We start from the raw sequence: 17,636 nt of genomic DNA, 5'->3' as shown, positions 1-17,636 counted from the left end.
CCTTTCAGATCATGGTAACGACCTATCGGAAAGGGGAGCACGGGCAGACCATCGTCGAAAAGAAGAACGCTGCCTCTATCGAACGATTATACGAAGATATGGGCCGATACCTAGCCAGCGACATCCATGTGATAACATACCAGCCGGGTTCAACGAACTTAGCAAATCCTGGTACGGGCCAGGTTGATTTTGTGCCGAAACATCTCCTCGTCCTTGCTCAGCAGCGGATGAAGCTCCTTCAGGAGCATCAGAAGGAATGGGTGCTAACCCATGGGGATTTTGGGATCCATAATGTTTTGTATACAGATGATCACCAATTGACCGTTTTAGATTGGGAGTGGGCGTCATGGGCCCACCCGCTCACTGACGTCAGCTGGGTATGCTGGTTCACGGCGTTTCATTATCCGAAGCAAGCACCAAGATGGAACCAAACGTTTCTACAGGCGTATCAACAGCACCGGACGCTGCGTATCACCGAAAATACGCTGCAGGCGTACGCGGTAGCGAATGTCTGGAAGATCCTGCAGAAGGTCCAACAAGCGCCCCGGCATGTGCAACAGGAATGGGTCAGGCGATTGGAATGGACGTTGGCCCACTCGTTTTCTTATGACTAACCATGAACAACGACCCACCATTCTCTTTTAACCAACAAAAATAGAAGTAATATACTAGGATTAGGTCAAGCTAGATAGAATAGGAAAAACGACGATGGAAGGTAGGTAGGTCATTGATAAACATAAGAGTATTAGAGCCTGCAGAACAACCACCGACGGATCTCTTGTTATCAGCAGCCCCTTCGCAAGCTGTGGTAGAAGAACAGTTATCGAAAGGGACATGCTATGTCGCAGAAAACCAAGAAAAGAACGTCATCGGCGTCATTATCACGGTCCCTCGATCCTCCGGGACGCTAGAAGTGGTCAATATTGCTGTAGATAATAACGAGCACCATCAGGGCCTTGGCAAAAAGATCATGCAATATATTCTGGCCCAAGCAACCGAGGAGGACTATCAAGACGTCTGTGTTGGGACCGGAAACTCCAGCGTTGGTCAACTGGCATTTTATCAGAAGTGTGGGTTTCGAATCACGAGTATTGACCCCGATTTCTTTATCAGAAATTACGACACCGCCATTTATGAGCATGGCATTCAGTGCCGGGATATGATTATTCTCTCTCAAGCACTGAAATAATCAAGGTAGACCCTCAAAAAATTTCATGGACCGTAATAAAATACAAGTAAAGGTTAACAGTCGTAGATATAAGTGTTTTCATTTCTAAGGAAAGCGGGCATTTCTTTATATCTTACCAAACGCGCTCGTTTAGACATCTCCTGCATGGTATAATAAATGGAAAAATCATCCTTTCTTCCATGGGTGAACAATTTGACCAATGAAACAGGAAAAGAATAAAGGGCACATGACTGGCTATGAAGTACAGAAACGTACGAAAAGGGAGGGGAGGAAGCATAGAATGGAAAACGATAGTATCTTATGACAAAGAAGCTCGCATGGGATATGTTACCTTACAACGAGCAGTGTTTCCTAATATTATGGTGACAGATGACCTTCATGATGAAGCCTCCATTATGGTTGATGTAGATGACAGGGAAACGATATACGGGTTTGAATTAGAAGGAGAAGAGGCTAAAAAATTAGAACCCTTTCTTCATCACAAGCGTGTTCTTGTTAAGGAGCACGAAGTCTATAGTTTGCGCCTGGTTGAAAACAAAGAGGTGCAAAGGAAAGCGAGCATGTTAGGTGTAGAATTTCTATTTGCCGGGAAAAATTATACGGATCTTATAGGCATATCCATTATTGATGGAAGCAAATACGACAGCAAGTTCCTTGATGCATTTACCATAAATGCCGAGTAGGTTTTCTTTCAGGGGCCAACCAACCTTAATCATGGAGGAGAAATAAAAATGAGAACATCAACTCGTGTGATCTTATTGATCCTCTTTTGTGTATTGAACGTAGCCACGATGCAGTTAGGTTTTTTAGGGCATGGCGGATATATGATCCTCACTATGCTTTGTACCTTCTTGATCCTCGTCATCATGGAAAAATCAAAGTTTCTCTCCTTGATCCAACAAAAGAGGAAGAAGAGGAACCGTTATTAAGAACGCTCCATCGTCCTTAACGACGAATAACTTTCGAGAGGAAGAACGAACATGGGTTTTTCTATCATGCTGATCTCCTTCGTGCTTGGCCTATGCTTTACCTTTCTTGGCGTTTCTCGTAGAAAACGTCATTGGTTATATCCGTTATTTCTTGCGCCCGGCATCCTTCTCCTCCTTGTTGCTGTTTATCTAGCAAGGCCTCATTAAGCATCATCGCTACGGATGTCCTTTATTTTTTCTATAACTAAAGGAAGATGAACATCAGTTATGGCGGAGGGGATTTTTAATGGAGGAACGAATCATCGAAGCTCTTCGTGAAATCGATTTTGACCAGGCGGAACAGACGAGCCACTATATATTAGCTATAAAACCACATAATGAAATTGCTAAAGATTGGTTGAAAGAGCACAGAAATAAATAATAGGTTGTAATCAAGGCGGTGAATAATATCTTTCACCGCTTTTTTAATAATTTTAAAGAAAGAAAAATAAGAAACGAAAAAATATTTAACTCTCCAATGCCTACTCTCTCAAAAAGTACAGAAAAATTTATAGCACAAGGAATTTATACGTGCTTTGTGGAAATAGGTAAAGAAAATAACCCTTTTCATATTTCAATATTGAGAGGATGATATAAAACATGGGAAAGCTGATTGTGCACATGTTCATGACGTTGGATGGTATTATTCAGTCCCCGGGTGGCGTTGAAGAAGACATAGAGAATGATTTTAACTATGGAGGTTGGCAAGCGCCGTATATGGATGCCGAAGCCGAACAACAGATGGCGGCTGATTATGCCAATATAGACGCGTTATTACTCGGACGCAAAACGTATGACATTTTCGCGCCATACTGGCAGAAGGCCTCAGCAAGTAACCCGTTCACGGAGCTCTTTAATAAAAAACCTAAATATATCGCGTCCCGTACATTAACTAAGGTCGATTGGAGCAACTCTCGAATACTTGATGCGGACGTGGCCACAAGTGTACCCTTACTGAAAAACAAGTATACAGAAGTACATGTCGTTGGTAGCTGTGATCTGATTCAAACATTGTTGCGTGATGATTTGATCGATCGTATGAATATTTGGCAGTACCCGGTCGTGTTGGGAAAGGGGAAACGATTATTCGAGGAAGGAACGACACCCGCTGCTCTTCAATTAGTGGAATCCAAGTCATACCCGGGTGGATCCGTTCTATTACGCTACGATTTTTCTGGAAAACCAGTTTTCTATAACATGGCATAAATGGATAAAGGAGATCCATGAGGAAAGGTGAAATTGTAAGTACGAAGCTAACTTTCATCTGAAGGCTAGCTTCTTTTTTATCTTCCTCCCAAAAAGTACGCTTTTTGAGAGAATTCCTCCACTTGTAAAAAAGCTTCCTGGAAGGCACCAGTAAGCTTTTATGTTCGCTATCTTATCTTATAAGGAACTTTCTCGACAAGCTTCATCTAATAATGATATCGGCAGGCAATAATACTGATTTGCTGTTCATCGACGGTATACACCAATCGATGTTCAATATCGATGCGACGATTGTAAAAGCCGGCTAAATTGCCTTTTAATTTCTCTGGTTTCCCAATGCCGTCTAACGCACCATCCCGTTCTATGCTTTTAATCAATTGATTAATGCGTTTGAGCGTTTTTTTATCTTTGGTCTGCCAGTATTGGTGGTCCTGAAACGCATTATGGGTGAATAAGACATTCAACTTACTCATCGATATCGACGGTCGTGGTTTCTTCCTGCTTCAATTGATGGATGGATTCCGATAGATGCTTGGCATTGCTCGGGTTGTTTAAAAGATAGATGGTTTCAAGGTATTGGTTATATTCGTCTTCCGAGATAAGAACAGCGTTACGTTCTTTGGTCGTGATGGTGACGGCTTCCTGGTCGTCATTGACTTTATCAATCAATCCCTTAAAGTTCTTTCGCGCATTGGAGTAATTCATGACGGTCATCGCTATCAGCTCCTTTTTTATATTGTACAATTAAATGTACAATTTTTCGATGATCCTCTCATGTTGTTTTCGTTTGAAAAAAAGCGTTAAAAAAGGTAGACCTTTTTAGTCATTCTATATACCAACCTGAAAAAGTACCAATGCGTATTAAAAGGTCTTAAATTATTTTTGATGTGTTTGAAAATGAATCTGGACATTTTGGCCCGCTATTAAACTGTATTGCCATTAATTTTTAATAATATTTGAATTCACTTAGTGCACGTTCGAGATTGTACTCTTAGAAATTAGTGGTAATTCCATAAATCAGCTGGAGTAAAGAAGCTGCTAGTAAAAAGCATATTGATATAGTGAACTTTGGGTGTCTGCTTCCCATTTTTGATTTTCTGTACTCCCTGAACATAACAATGCCGGCGGTTATGATTAATAGAAAGCAAACCGCGTAAACAATCACGTCAACTGCATTCATTAAAATTCTCCTTTCTAATATATAATATGAAAAATTTATTTACTTCAATACAAACAGCAGCGCCCCCTAAATACAGAAAGCGCCGCTGCTTATTTTTAAGTAGAGAAATCTTCCTTTTCGGCAGACGTCAACAATACATTCCGGTGCCTTACATATATCAGCCCGCTGATAGTCAAAAGGACCGAAGCGATGATAAAAACGCTGCGCACTCCCGCTATTTCTGCAAGGCCGCCGACCAGTAGCGAAGAGAAACCAAAAAAGCTGGTCAAAATTACGTCTCTGGCAGAGAACACCTTTGCCAGCTGTTTTTCCTCCGTATGGGCTTGAATGAGAGTAATCTGCGTAACCTCCTGAACCTGCGTTGGAATACCGATCAAAAGGGAAATGAGCAGGGCGAAAACGCTGGAAGCTGGAAATGCGAACCAAAAGGTGAATACCGCAACACAAAACGAACTGCCGATTAAAAAATAACGGGCTTTTGCCTGAAGAGCTATTTCAAACCGGAAGCAGAGCATGCCTCCAATTATCAGTCCGGCGAAAAACGAAGCATTGATGTATCCCCACCACGGTTCATTCTCCTGCAGCACATCGGCAACATACACATACAATAACGCAGCGATCCAGATGGCCCCTGTTAAAGAAGTGATGCCATCGACAATAAACATGGTGCGCAGCGGACGATGCTTCCATACATACCTCCATCCCGATTGAAGGGTTTCAATCATCGAGGAGGCTGATGATGTTTGAAAAGAAGCGTCGCTATCCTCAATACGAACACCCAGAAGCAGGAAAGAAATCATCATAAAGGTAAGGGAGGTGCCCATAAGCACCACGTCTGGTGGAAACAGTACGATGAATAGAGCGCCGACAGGCCATCCGGCCAATTGAATCGATTGATCCGACATGGCCATCAGGCTGTTTGCCCGAACCAGCGAATGTCGGGGGACGATTCTCGGGAGAAAAGCATTCCGGGCTGGCGTGATCCAGCTGTCCAGTACGGCAATCAGGCCTACAACCGTCAGCGCCCACATTAAGAATGAAGACCCGACGCCTGTCGGTAGAAGCACGGGCAGAATCATCAACAGTAGCCCTTTGCCTGTCGAGGCTGCAGCTAAAATCGGTCTCAGGTTCCCTTTTTCCAGTATCCAGGGAGCGAACAGCCCGCCGAGAAACCGGGAAAATGTATTGATAAAAGGGATAAGAGAAACGAGAAACACGGAGGAAGTGCGCTCGTAAACAACACTGATGATACTTACAAGATAAAAAATATCGCCGGCACTGGCGATAGACTGATTACTCAGCAACAAAAAGAACGAACGCTTACGGCTCATCATATCACCCACTAGTATTTAGTTTTTATATGGGAAAAAGATGAGCTGCCTACATGGGCTTTCGTCCTTTCTTGAGAATGCTTTATTGGATAGAGATGTTGTATTAATGTCAGTATGACTGCTGTTAAAATATCACAATTTATGGAAAAAATACAGCGTTGAAAACCACATTTGTAATTTTAAGGTTGATTTTTCCATCCTTCACGTATATACTTCATCATTAATAAATCATATCCGGGGAAGAAGAGAGTAATGATGCGGCCTGTCTGCAGCGACTCAGGGATGGTGGAAGCCTGGGAGACAGCGCGTGATGAAGCGCACTTTGGAGGAACGGTCTGAAATCAAGTAGGAACCGTCGGGTCATTTCGTTACCAATGGGCAAGAAGGTTCTTCGGAACAATCGGAGTGGTACCGCGGGTGATATCTCGTCTCTAATCAGAGGCGGGATTTTTTTATGCCATATTTAGGAGGAAAAGCAGATGATGGAATATGAAACACAGTATGCCGAAGCCATTTTACCGCACGTTGAGCACGTACTGGAGATGGAGGAGATTCAGGCGTTAATTGAACACCCAAAACATGACGGGCAGGGAGATCTGGCCTTTCCCTGCTTTGTGTTGGCCAGGCATTTCCGAACCAGTCCGAAGGAGATCGCTGAATGTCTCGCTGACAGCATCCACAGCCCGTTGTTTGAACAAGTGGTGGCCGACGGACCGTATGTGAATGGGTTTTTAAACAAAGCCGCCGTCAGCGGGCAGCTTCTTCAGCGCATTCAACAAGAAAAAAGCCATTACGGGACGCAGACATGGGGCGAAGGAAAAACGATTACACTGGATTTTTCGTCACCCAATATTGCCAAGCCGTTTTCCATGGGGCATTTACGGTCGACGGTGATCGGTAACGCTATGGCGAACATTGTAGAAAAGTGTGGATACACCCCGGTGAAAATTAACCATGTAGGTGACTGGGGAACCCAGTTTGGGAAATTAATGGTGGCCTATATGCGCTGGGGATCAGAGGAGCAGGTACAACGGAATACGATTAAAAAGCTGCTGGACTTGTATGTGCTGTTTCATGAAAAAGCGGAGGCTGAACCGCATCTGGAGGAAGAGGCCCGGCAGTGGTTCCGAAAGCTGGAGCAGGGGGAGGAAGAAGCGGCCCGTCTCTGGCGGTGGTTTCGGTACGAATCCCTGCAGGAATTCTCAAAGATTTACGATCTGTTGGGTATAGCGTTTGATACATACCAGGGCGAAGCCTTTTATAACGATCAGATGAAGGGGATGGCGCAGCTGATTCAAGAGAAGGGACTGCTCGAGACATCCGAAGGAGCAGAGGTTGTCGATTTGAGCGAGCATCAGCTGCCGGCGTGCCTGATTCGAAAATCCGACGGGGCTACGCTGTACGCCACGCGGGATCTGGCTGCGGCCATCTATCGGCATCAGCAGTACGGGTTTGATCAATCGTATTACATTGTCGGAGACGAGCAGCGCCTGCATTTTCAACAGCTGTTTTTGGTTCTGGAAAAGATGGGCTACGACTGGGCGAAGGGGATGGTCCACATCCCGTTTGGCTTTATCCTGCAAAACGGAAAGAAAATGTCGACGAGAAAAGGAAAAGTGATTTTACTGGAAGAAGTGATTCAGGAGGCCATTGATCTGGCCCAGCGAAGCATTGAGGAGAAAAACCCGGAGCTCGGGCCCAAGGAAGAGACCGCGCGAATGGTCGGTGTAGGGGCGATTATTTTTCATGATTTAAAGCACGAACGGCAACATAACATCGAATTTCAGCTGGAGAATATGCTTCGGTTTGAAGGGACGACGGGACCGTATATCCAGTATACGCATGCAAGAGCCTGTTCGATCTTAAGGAAAGCTGGTTATCAGCCGTCGTCGGTGGAGCAGGGGTTAACGGATGCTCCGAGCTGGAATGTCATCAAAAAGCTGGCAGCTTTTCCATCGGTTATTGAAAGAAGCTACCATCAGAGTGAGCCTTCGGTTTTGGCCAAGTATTTGATTCATTTAAGCCAGAGCTTTAACAAATACTACGGCCAGGTCCGCATACAAACGGAGGACGAGGAACTAACAGCCAGACTGGCCCTGGTACATGCAGTGGCGATCGTTTTATAGGAGGGGCTGCGTATTCTTGGTGTTCAGGCACCTAAAGAAATGTGATTGCTCCATGCAGGAAGAAGGGGCACCATGCACGAGCGTTGAAAACCACATTGGGTCACTTTTCTATGAGGGAAGATCCTTAAGGAGGTTAACGCTATGAATCAGAAGGTCTATCTTCAGGCTTCCAACCTAGCCTGGAAGGAAGAGTATGAGGTGGAAGCTGAAAATACCTGCTCCACCCTCGGGGATGTTCAGCTTCCGATAGAGCATATTGGCAGTACCGCTGTTCCGGGTTTGTCGGCGAAGCCCATGGTGGACATGATTCTCGTGGTCGAGAAGCTGGGCCAGGTCGACGAATGGAAAGGGCAACTGGAGGTCATTTTAAATTCGATTTTTTGATGAAGCAAAACGTGAAAGTTTTTTGCGCTAAATATCAATGCTGGGCCACCTATACATTTGGTTTATTTCACATTTTAAAGCGGTGTACGTAGCCTTCCATCAGCCCGTTACTTTAAGGGAAACGATAAGCATATTGACCACAAATTTCCATTCCGGATAAAAGAAACCACTAGGCTTTAAAAATAGGCCAATAGGGTAGATGTTAAAATTTTTCACTAGGTATTAAACTTCTCAGAAGAAAAAATACTGGTTTTCCAGTGCCAGGTTGAACATAGTTGCTTGTGATGAAAGTGGTGGCGCAACCACAGATACGCAGGGAGCCGAATGCGCAAAAAATAGAATAAAATGGATTGGAATACTCGATCGGGAGAGCACATAGAAGACGAGCGAGAATACTTTGCATTATTATGGGCTTTAATTAAAAAGGAATTATCACTAATTTTGTACTTACATAAATTATCTAAATGAGAATAAATTACCCTGGTTCATTTCCATTATTTTCTTCTTTTTTTAATTCTGTTCTGGGCATAAACAATGTCACAAGAAGAGCGACAATGGCTAAAATCATCATAAAGAAATACGCATCTCCTGAGCCCGATACAGAAGATAACTTTTCAATTTGTCCCGAGGAAGCCGATGGGTTTTCATTGATAATTGTTGAAGTATAACTCATCACTTGAGACGTGTAGATAGTGACGACGACAGCTGTACCGATTGCTCCGGCAAGGAGACGAACTGTATTAACAGCTGCAGATCCATGCGCCGCTAATTGCTTAGGCAATGCGTTCAATGCAGAAGTATTGATCGGCATGGTAATGAAACTCAAACCTATACGTAAAATAATGGTACGTATCATTAAGTAAACGAAAGAAGTCGTAACGGTTAAATCCGTAACCGCCCACATGGAAGGGATGATAAATAAAAGTCCAACGATAAACAATGGCTTTGCTCCCACTCGGTCGTATAGTCTGCCAGTAAAAGGAGATAATACCGCATTAATAATAGCTCCGGGTAACAATAAAAGACCTGCTTCCAGCGCTGTAAATCCTCTTCCTGTCTGCAAATAAATAGGCAATAGAATTAAATCAGCGTACATAATCATGGTAATCAGGACATTAAGCAGTGATGTTAAAGTAAATGTCTTATATTTGAATACAGATAAATTTAAGACGGGCTCTTTTGATTTTATTTGGCGCACGCAGAAAAAAATCGTAAACAGTAGGCCAATAATTAATGAAAAAACAACTACGGCAGAAGCCCAGCCATTATTACCAGCATTACTAAATCCGTATAATATGAAACCGAAACCAATGGTGGAAAAAACCACACTAACAATATCCAGCTTTGATTTTTCTGTTTCAGATACATTCACTAAAAACTTGAATGAAAGTCCGATAACTAGCACAATTAAAGGGGTTAATCCGATAAATAACCAACGCCATGAGACATAGTCAATAGTAAAACCAGCTAAAGTTGGTGCAATGGCAGGAGCAAATATCATAGCGAATCCAATTAAGCCCATCGCACCGCCTCTTTTTTCAGCAGGAAAAATAAGCATAATTACGTTCATCATAAGAGGAAGGATAATCCCTGCTCCGATGGCTTGAATCATGCGTCCGATTAATAAAATCATAAAGGTAGGAGCTGTTGCACAAATAATAGTACCTAGCAACAAGAATGACATTGAGCTGATAAATAATTGCCTGGTCGTAAATCGCTTCATTAAGAAAGCTGTTATTGGAACCAGCATACCGTTTACGAGAAGAAAGCCTGTTGATAACCACTGAACAGTGGCAGCTGTCACCTTGAATACCTCCATTAAATTACTTAATGCCACATTCAACAGGGTTTGATTCAATACAGATAGAAAACAGCCTGATATAAGGACAAACAATAATACGCCTTTATTTAGTTCTTCTTTTTGGTCTTCCATACATAAACTCCTTTGCCAGATGCTTTTGATTTGTTTTATCGACAAAATGTCGATAAAATTTATACTAACAGAGTTTTGATGCTTTTTACCATTAACATTTTCATTAGAAATGTTTATTAATGAACAAAAGAAATATTTATGTTAATAACATAATCCAGTCATCGATAAAGGAGTTTAAATTGTCTATGCCAAAAAAAGAAGATCCCCGTACCATTCGCTCAAGAGAGATGTTTAAAAGGGCTGTTTTTTCTCTTTTGGGTGATGGGTTCACTCATTCAAATTTAACGGTTCGAAAAGTCGCATCAAAAGCTGAATTAAATCGCACCACTTTTTATTTGCATTTTCATGACATCCAAGATTTATTGACACAAATTAACGAGGAGATTTTGCAAGAACTGGCAGATAAAATTAATGATTTAATACTTGCCAAAGATTTATCCGAAAAACAGCAACTGATACAATTGCTTGATTATTTATATGCTCAGCGGAACTATTTATTTATTTTGTTTAATGTAAATCAGTTTGAAGAACAGTTATTTATATTTATGAAACAATTAATAGAAACAAAAAGGGAAAACACCAGTAAGCAATTGCCTGAGAATTATGTTGGGATTGATATCAAGACAGCATCTTTAGTAGGTATTATTATGTGGTGGTTAAAAAATAACAGACATTATAGTTCAGACTACATCGCGGATCAGATTCATGTCATGTACAGGATGTAAAAACAGAGACCTTTGAATAGATGAGCCAATATTCTTAAACAAAGATTTCATTTCCGCTGTTAATATAGTAGCCGATGGATTTTAGTGTTTTTAATGTTGTTAAACCAATAAATAGTGTGAAGTTAAAAAATCGATCCCATACTCTTTAAATATGCAGAGTGCAGGATCGATTTTCTTATGAAGTAATCTAAAAGATGAAGTAATTTCTCAAAAGCGAGAAGAAATTCATGTTTTCAGTATGAAATCACTGGGATATAGAGGTACTAGAAGTAGATGCTAGTTCTTTTTCATTCAGGATTTTTTATTCATCTTTCCTGATAATAGGAAAAAGCTAAAAAGCTGCTGTCCATCCGCCGTCAGCTGTAATTACTGTCCCGTTAATAAAGCTTGCTTCGTCCGTAGCCAAAAACAGCGCGACATTCGCAATCTCCTCTGACGTTCCCATGCGTGGCATCACCGATTGGGGTAGTTTAGTACGACTAGCCCCAAATTCACTCACGTGCTGCAGGGTGGAGGTAATGTTCGTATCGACGCCCCCGGGAGCAATCGCATTGCAACGGATACCTTGTTGAGCATACATATATTCCGTATTTTTGGTAAGTCCTACGATAGCATGTTTAGAAGAGATCTAGGCAGCGCCGGCGTGAGACCCATTCAAACCGCCCGTAGAGGTAGTATTAATATTGACCCCATTCTGTTTCTCGAGAAAGATTGGCAGGGAATAACGAATGGCTTGCATCGTGGCGGTCGCGTTAATTTGAAATAAACGATCCCATTTATCAGCGGTAATGTCGCCCGCGGCTTCCATGCTGGCCATATGATCCCGGCATTATTGATTAAAATATCTAACGTACCGTACGTCTTCACAGCAGCATCAATCCCATTTTCGATATCCTTCGGCTTGGTCACGTCTGTTGTTACTGCTAACGCCTGGCCCTGGTTTTGTTTGATGCTTTCGACGGTTTGCTGGGCCCCTTCTTTGTTGATGTTCGCTGCAATAACCATGGCTCCTTCAGCAGCAAAACGCTTGGCCATGGCTTCTCCCATGCCTGAAGCGCCTCCTGTGATGACTGCGAGTTTATTTTGTAATTTCATACGGTTCATTTCCTTCATATCCATAATATTTTCGAACGTGGTTGAATAACCAAGATAAGGCAGATAGCAGAATATACTGTTGTGAAAGATAGATGGTTAGTTACAGCGAAAGATCAATCAGAAGTATATATCGGAAGATGCGTGAGTGATTGGCCGGTAGCAGATGCGATTAAATTGCTTTCTAAATTGAATGATTCGACCGGTTTGATATGAGAAAATTTCTGCAAGAATGTTTGTAAGGCGATCGTTAATTCTAATCGCGCTAGCGGGGCCCCTAAACAGAAATGTTGGCCTTTGCCGAATGACAGATGTTTTTTATTATTAGGCCGATGAATGTTAAGCGTGAAAGGGTTCTCGAACATGTTTTCATCCATATTCGCAGCGCTTTGCCAAGCAATAACAGCTTCTCCTTTTTTCAATGGCACGCCTAATAAGTCGTTATCCTGTTTCACGGTCCGGTCTCTTTTAGCGATATGGAAACGGTAGCGCAGCATTTCTTCGACGGCTCCCGGGACCAACTCCTTATTCTCCCGTAGTTCCTGATAGAGGAAAGGATCGTCGTAAAGTAACGAATAAAACGTGTTCGCAAGAGCATGACTCGTGGTTTCTACGCCTGCCCCTAACAGGAACATGGAAACTCGAACAATTTCATCATCCGTAAACCTTTCGCCATCTACTTCAGCCTTGATTAAGTCCGACAGAATATCGTCAGCGGGATGGGCACGTTTGTGAGCTACGATGGGATAAAGAAACTGATAGTATTCTTTTGCCGCCTCCTGTTTTTGGTGTTCCATGTTTTCTTCGTTTTCTTTATCATACGGTTGGAAGAGAATATCCACCCACTCTTTAAATTGAGCTCGATCCTCTACAGGAACGCCAAACAAAGCGGTGATGACCATGCCTGGAAAAGGAGCTGCTAATTCCTCCACGATATCTACTGTCGCATTTGCTTGTATATTGTCAGTGAGTTCGGTCGCAATTTCCTGGATACGGGGTTCCCAATTATTTAAACTGCGAGGAGTAAAAGCGCCGGATAATAAGGAACGTACTTTTCGATGTTCTGGTGGATCCACCATAATATTGGCCTTATCGGAAATCGTGCCTTCCTGATTATTGGCGCCTACAGAAATAGTGGTTCGTGGGCCTTCAACAGAAAAAACCTCGTGATTGGTGAGAACCTGTTGCACATCCGCATATTTAAAAACATTCCATGTCTTTGTATGCTCATCATAGTAAATGGGTGTTTCATCAAGCATTTTTTCGTACCAGTGCAAAGGAAAAAATTCTTCGGACCGGGTTTGAAAATTTTTGACTTCTCGCAAGGAAATGACTTTTTTATTCATAAAATAATTCACCTTTAAATTCAAAATGTAGGGTTAAGTCCGTGATGGTTCAGGTAACTTGGCCAACTTCCAATAGCCCCATGCTGTACGGGTAGCTATATATTCATTTCAGCATACGTAATATGACGCTAGCAGTGGTTTTACTTTGATTTGTTAAAAGGACGCTCTGCTATTTGAATAGCCTCCGTGGGGCATTCTTCAAAGGCTTCTGCTAATTGATCCATTTTTCCCTCTGGCATTGGGTACGTTCCCTGATTCTCATCCAGCGTCACAAAAGCCAGGCCTTCGTCATCAAATTCGAAAATGTCTGGGGCTATTCCTTCACAATTACCACAGCCAATGCATTCATCTCTATCGACAGTCACATATCTAGCCATCAAAGGCCTCCTTAGCGAGCAAACGAGTTTTTGCTTCTTTTAAATAGGAAGAGCGAGTGCTCTTCGGAATAAACTGGCGCATGTCTTCTTTGCTGTAGCCTACTTGCAAGTGGTTGTGATCATAAAGTAAAGGTTTGCGCAACAAACCGGGGTGCTGGCTCATTAATCGAAATAGTTCCTGCATCGTCAAGGTGTTCCAATCCATATTTAAAGCCTGAAAATCTTTGGAGCGGGTAGCTACAATGTCATCAGTGCCTTTTTCTGTTTTACGAAAGATCTCTTTGACTTCATGAACCGAAAGGGGATGGGCTAAAATATTCCTCTCTTGAAAAGGAATACGATGATCTTGTAACCATTTTTTGGCTTTTTGACAAGAGGCGCACCCCGGTGCTGTTAATAGCGTTACCATCAGAATGTCTCCTTGCTACTCGAATCGCCAAAGGCGTGTAAGAACGGGCATTTAATGAAAGGAAAAAGTAACTGGCAGGGATTCGAGGCCTTGAGAAGATAGAGTAAAACTCCATGCGATCTCCTCCCGGGGATATTTCAGCTGCAGATTCGGTAGTCGTCGAAACAGTGTGGAGAAAGCCACGTCTCCCTCTACCCGAGCAAGGGGGGCCCCGAGACACATATGAAGGCCCTGTCCGAAAGCCAAGTGACGATCAATCTCACGCTGAATGTCCAAGTTTTCCGCTTCCGTGAACTTTTCTTCATCCCGATTGGCTGATTTAACGAGCACCAGCACCATGTCTCCCTTGGCAATAGGCTGCCCGGCAATCTCGGTATCCTGGGTCGCATAACGAGGGCCGACACTTGTCGACGGGCCATTGAACCGTAATAACTCTTCGACTGCTCCCGGAACGAGGCGGCGATCATTTTTTAGTGTTTCAAGTTCTTCTGGATGATCGAACAATTCAAAAGCACCGGTCGCAATCAGGTTGGACGTCGTTTCATGACCGGCAAAAATCAACAGGGTGATCATGGAAATCAGCTCGGATTCACTGAGGCGGTCTTCCTCGTCTTCCATGGTGACGAGTTTACTGATAAGGTCATCCCCGGGCGTTTGTCGCTTGTCTTCCACCAGCTGTTTGGCGTAATTTCCGAATTGAGCCAGGTGTTCGGTGACGGTCGGATCCTGCCTCCCCCATCCCATCCCTTTGGCGATGGCCGAAGACCAAATCTGCAGTTTGTCCCGGTCTGCCTCCGGGACCCCGAGCATTTCACAAATGACATTAATCGGTAAAGGGTACGCGTAATCTGTCACGAGGTCCATTTCTCCGTCAGCCTCCACCTTATCCAACAGTTCATCTGCAATTTCCTGCACCCGCGGCCGCAGGCTTTCCATATATTTCGGGGTGAATGCTTTCGACACCAGGGAACGCAGACGCCGGTGATCAAACCCGTCCACAAAAAGCATGGATGTTCCTGAGAAAAACGTATCCGGTGCCTCGTCATCTACCGAGAGGTTTTCCCGGACGCCTTCCGCTTCAATGGAGGAAGGATCAACAGTAAAGCCTTTTTTATCTTTCAGCACTTTCAGCGCTTCGTCCATATGGGTCACCAGCCACGCTCGGTGATCCTCGCTGCCCATCGGATGAGGGATGGACAACACCGCTCCTGCCGCTCGTGCTTCGGCAAAAACTGAAAACGGCTCCTCCGTACTTCTTCCACTGAGTATGCCTAACACTCTTGCCTGTACAGATACGTTAGATTGATCCAAAATGATCGTCCTTTCGTGAGTGAGATAGCATAGGTTGTATAGATCGATCCCTATAAATCAAGTATACTAACAGTATGTACGATAATGAACATATTGTTCGGTAGAAACTTTTAAATAATGAACAGCTCCAGGCCTTTCTGTTCGTTAGTCATAACAATGTCACATTCGTTAAGGAGAAATCATGAAATCTATATCTAAAACGGACCGGAGGGTCAAGTATACAAAAGCAGCTCTTAAACATAGCTTATTTGCATTAATGCAGGAGAAACCGGTTACATTAATCACAGTCACGGAACTTTGTAAGCATGCCGACATTAACCGTAACACCTTTTACTCTCACTACCGGTCCCCCAGTGAATTACTTTCTGATATTGAAAAAGAATTTACCCGGATCTTTATCAATAAAGTGGAACAATCGCTCGACCACCCACAATATAACGATCTCATGTACAGGCTGTGTGTCTACCTCGAACAGAACCGGGATACCTGCCGTGCGCTTGTGATACTGCAAAGCAGCAGGGAAGATGTATTTACTCGGATTCATCATTACTTTCATCCGCGAATCGTAAACAAATGGGCCCAGGAAAGCGCCCTGGAGTACTCCGAAGTGGACGCGTTGTATGTATTTATTGCAGGAGGAAGCAGGTCCCTCATTGAAGAGTGGGTTCATGCTGATTTTCAACAAAGTCCCAAAGAAATTTCTGACAGGATCGAGAACATCATGCGCACCCTACACAAATATCTCCTAGATCATTAATATTTGTCTGCCTGATTCAACCAATAAAATTTCATAGACCGTAAAATTCTTGAATCACAGATAGCGCTAAGACTAGCTTCTTCTTCATTTTTCTTTCAAAAGTACGCTTTTTGGGAATTCAATGATTTGTACAGCCGGCATTTTCTATAACATTTAAAAAGGCTTGCTGGTTCCTTTCAGCAAGCCTTTTGTTCGATGTGCTGTTATAAGAAAATTTTAAATGTGTATGATCGTATCGTTCAAAAGTTGCCCGGTCAGCCTAATGGAACTCAATCGCCTTCATCTGTAGGCTGTTCCGATATTGTAATCACGACATTTCCTTTTTTATGCTGTTGATCAACATACCGATGTGCCTCTGACATTTGTTTCAATGGATAGCTTCTATCTATGACGGGTTTAATCTTTCCAGCCTGAAAAAGTTCTTTGAGATGAAATAAGTCTTCTTTTTTATAACCTGCTAACTCAAATAAAATTTTCTTGTCTGATGTCATTGAAGTCCAACGCCCTCTGATCATCCTTGGAAGACTTGGATTACCTAAAATATAACGTCCGTTTTGGTTCAGCGACTTTACTGTTCGTGCATACGGACTTTTTCCAACCACGTCTATAATTACATCATAATTCTTACTGTTTTTAGTGAAGTCTTCTTGAGTGTAATCAATAACATGGTCTGCACCAATGGAGCGAAGCATATCTAATTTCTTCGTGGTGTCAATACAGGTTACTTCAGCTCCAGCTGATTTGGCCATCTGTACTGCTAAAGTACCTATACTGCCAGCAGCTCCGACTATAAGAACCTTTTGTCCTTGCTGAATAGTTGCTTTTCTAATGAAATGTAATGCATTTAGGCCTCCGGTAGGGAGGACAGCAGCTTCTTCAAAGCTCATATTGTCTGGCTTAATCACTATTGCATATTTGCTCGGCAAACAAACATACTCGGCGTAAGCACCAAATCTTAACTGTGTAGAACCAAAAACCAAGTCCCCCGTTTTAAATTCAGTAACCTCTTTACCAACAGATTCAATTTCCCCGGACAGTTCTTGCCCCAATATATTAATTCTTGGTTTGATTATGCCAAAATAAATTCTCAGGGGCAGCCAAAACAAGGCTGGAATTTTGAACTGGCGCAGCTCACAGTCCCCGGCTGTCACAGTAGTTGCGTATACTTTAATCAGTACTTCATCGTTCTTGGGAATAGGTTTTTCTACTTCCTTGAGCTGAAGAACTTCTGCCGAACCGTATTTTGTCGCTATAATAGCTTTCATATAAATTTCCTCCTTAGAGTGGACAAACTCTTGCAGG

Annotated in this window: 18 protein-coding genes and 1 pseudogene; 9 read left to right on the top strand and 10 right to left on the bottom strand. The window is 42.9% G+C overall.

Annotated features, from left to right (window positions below; translation table 11 throughout):
- Nucleotides 1-11: 11 nt before the first annotated feature.
- The 5 genes from SIC45_RS08925 (at nt 12) to SIC45_RS08905 (ending at nt 3,363) form a co-directional block, all read left to right on the top strand.
- On the top strand, nt 12-614 hold the full coding sequence (locus SIC45_RS08925) for a phosphotransferase family protein (protein WP_319631893.1): 603 nt from the start codon (nt 12-14) through the stop codon (nt 612-614).
- 113 nt (nt 615-727) lie between these two features.
- Nucleotides 728-1,189 carry a GNAT family N-acetyltransferase gene (locus SIC45_RS08920; RefSeq protein WP_413645596.1) on the top strand — a complete coding sequence of 154 codons (462 nt, stop codon included), beginning with the start codon at nt 728-730 and terminating at the stop codon, nt 1,187-1,189.
- 236 nt (nt 1,190-1,425) lie between these two features.
- The gene (locus tag SIC45_RS08915) at nt 1,426-1,872 is read left to right on the top strand and encodes a hypothetical protein (protein WP_319631892.1); all 447 of its coding nucleotides are present in this window, start codon (nt 1,426-1,428) and stop codon (nt 1,870-1,872) included.
- Between the two features lie 532 nt (nt 1,873-2,404).
- Nucleotides 2,405-2,539 (top strand): hypothetical protein, encoded by a 135-nt coding sequence (locus SIC45_RS08910; RefSeq protein WP_319631891.1) that lies wholly within the window; start codon nt 2,405-2,407, stop codon nt 2,537-2,539.
- Nucleotides 2,540-2,757: 218 nt separating this feature from the next.
- Nucleotides 2,758-3,363 carry a dihydrofolate reductase family protein gene (locus SIC45_RS08905; RefSeq protein ID WP_319631890.1) on the top strand — a complete coding sequence of 202 codons (606 nt, stop codon included), beginning with the start codon at nt 2,758-2,760 and terminating at the stop codon, nt 3,361-3,363.
- A gap of 206 nt (nt 3,364-3,569) precedes the next feature.
- On the opposite strand, the gene SIC45_RS08900 is transcribed toward SIC45_RS08905, so the two are convergent.
- The 3 genes from SIC45_RS08900 to SIC45_RS08890 form a co-directional block, all read right to left on the bottom strand.
- Nucleotides 3,570-3,836: a Txe/YoeB family addiction module toxin gene (locus SIC45_RS08900; RefSeq protein ID WP_319631889.1), complete on the bottom strand. Its 267-nt coding sequence runs from the start codon at nt 3,834-3,836 to the stop codon at nt 3,570-3,572.
- On the bottom strand, nt 3,829-4,077 hold the full coding sequence (locus SIC45_RS08895; protein ID WP_319631888.1) for a type II toxin-antitoxin system prevent-host-death family antitoxin: 249 nt from the start codon (nt 4,075-4,077) through the stop codon (nt 3,829-3,831). The genes SIC45_RS08900 and SIC45_RS08895 overlap by 8 nt, the downstream gene beginning before the upstream one ends.
- Nucleotides 4,078-4,638: 561 nt before the next feature.
- Entirely contained in the window at nt 4,639-5,874 is a 1,236-nt protein-coding gene (locus SIC45_RS08890) for an MFS transporter (protein ID WP_319631887.1), read from the bottom strand.
- Between the two features lie 482 nt (nt 5,875-6,356).
- On the opposite strand from SIC45_RS08890, the gene argS reads away from it, so the two are divergent.
- Both argS and SIC45_RS08880 read left to right on the top strand, forming a co-directional pair.
- A complete protein-coding gene (gene argS / locus SIC45_RS08885) occupies nt 6,357-8,000 on the top strand; it encodes an arginine--tRNA ligase (protein ID WP_319632947.1) in 1,644 nt (547 codons plus the stop codon).
- A gap of 141 nt (nt 8,001-8,141) precedes the next feature.
- Nucleotides 8,142-8,384 carry a GrpB family protein gene (locus SIC45_RS08880; RefSeq protein ID WP_319631886.1) on the top strand — a complete coding sequence of 81 codons (243 nt, stop codon included), beginning with the start codon at nt 8,142-8,144 and terminating at the stop codon, nt 8,382-8,384.
- A 475-nt stretch (nt 8,385-8,859) separates the two neighbouring features.
- Here SIC45_RS08880 and SIC45_RS08875 read toward each other — a convergent pair whose 3' ends face one another.
- A complete protein-coding gene (locus SIC45_RS08875) occupies nt 8,860-10,317 on the bottom strand; it encodes a DHA2 family efflux MFS transporter permease subunit (RefSeq protein ID WP_319631885.1) in 1,458 nt (485 codons plus the stop codon).
- Between the two features lie 179 nt (nt 10,318-10,496).
- Here SIC45_RS08875 and SIC45_RS08870 point away from each other — a divergent pair, with 179 nt between their 5' ends.
- Nucleotides 10,497-11,042, top strand: a complete 546-nt coding sequence (locus tag SIC45_RS08870) for a TetR/AcrR family transcriptional regulator (RefSeq protein WP_319631884.1) — start codon at nt 10,497-10,499, stop codon at nt 11,040-11,042.
- A gap of 331 nt (nt 11,043-11,373) precedes the next feature.
- Here the strand turns inward: SIC45_RS08870 and SIC45_RS08865 are convergent.
- The 5 genes and pseudogenes from SIC45_RS08865 to SIC45_RS08845 form a co-directional block, all read right to left on the bottom strand.
- Nucleotides 11,374-12,137, bottom strand: a pseudogene (locus SIC45_RS08865) (SDR family oxidoreductase).
- A gap of 113 nt (nt 12,138-12,250) precedes the next feature.
- The gene (locus tag SIC45_RS08860; RefSeq protein ID WP_319631883.1) at nt 12,251-13,480 is read right to left on the bottom strand and encodes a cytochrome P450; all 1,230 of its coding nucleotides are present in this window, start codon (nt 13,478-13,480) and stop codon (nt 12,251-12,253) included.
- Between the two features lie 140 nt (nt 13,481-13,620).
- Entirely contained in the window at nt 13,621-13,857 is a 237-nt protein-coding gene (locus SIC45_RS08855; RefSeq protein WP_319631882.1) for a ferredoxin, read from the bottom strand.
- The gene (gene spx / locus SIC45_RS08850; RefSeq protein ID WP_319631881.1) at nt 13,850-14,266 is read right to left on the bottom strand and encodes a transcriptional regulator Spx; all 417 of its coding nucleotides are present in this window, start codon (nt 14,264-14,266) and stop codon (nt 13,850-13,852) included. Before spx ends, SIC45_RS08855 begins: the two co-directional genes overlap by 8 nt.
- 51 nt (nt 14,267-14,317) lie before the next feature.
- Complete coding sequence (locus SIC45_RS08845) at nt 14,318-15,577, bottom strand: cytochrome P450 (protein WP_319631880.1); 1,260 nt, start codon at nt 15,575-15,577, stop codon at nt 14,318-14,320.
- Between the two features lie 181 nt (nt 15,578-15,758).
- Between SIC45_RS08845 and SIC45_RS08840 the strand changes: the two genes are divergently transcribed.
- Nucleotides 15,759-16,334 carry a TetR-like C-terminal domain-containing protein gene (locus SIC45_RS08840; protein WP_319631879.1) on the top strand — a complete coding sequence of 192 codons (576 nt, stop codon included), beginning with the start codon at nt 15,759-15,761 and terminating at the stop codon, nt 16,332-16,334.
- Nucleotides 16,335-16,603: 269 nt separating this feature from the next.
- On the opposite strand, the gene SIC45_RS08835 is transcribed toward SIC45_RS08840, so the two are convergent.
- Complete coding sequence (locus tag SIC45_RS08835; RefSeq protein WP_319631878.1) at nt 16,604-17,599, bottom strand: NAD(P)-dependent alcohol dehydrogenase; 996 nt, start codon at nt 17,597-17,599, stop codon at nt 16,604-16,606.
- Between the last annotated feature and the right edge of the window lie 37 nt (nt 17,600-17,636).

This window comes from Marinococcus sp. PL1-022, assembly GCF_033845285.1.
GTDB lineage: Bacteria > Bacillota > Bacilli > Bacillales > Marinococcaceae > Marinococcus.
This window is presented reverse-complemented; position numbering and strand designations above follow the sequence as displayed.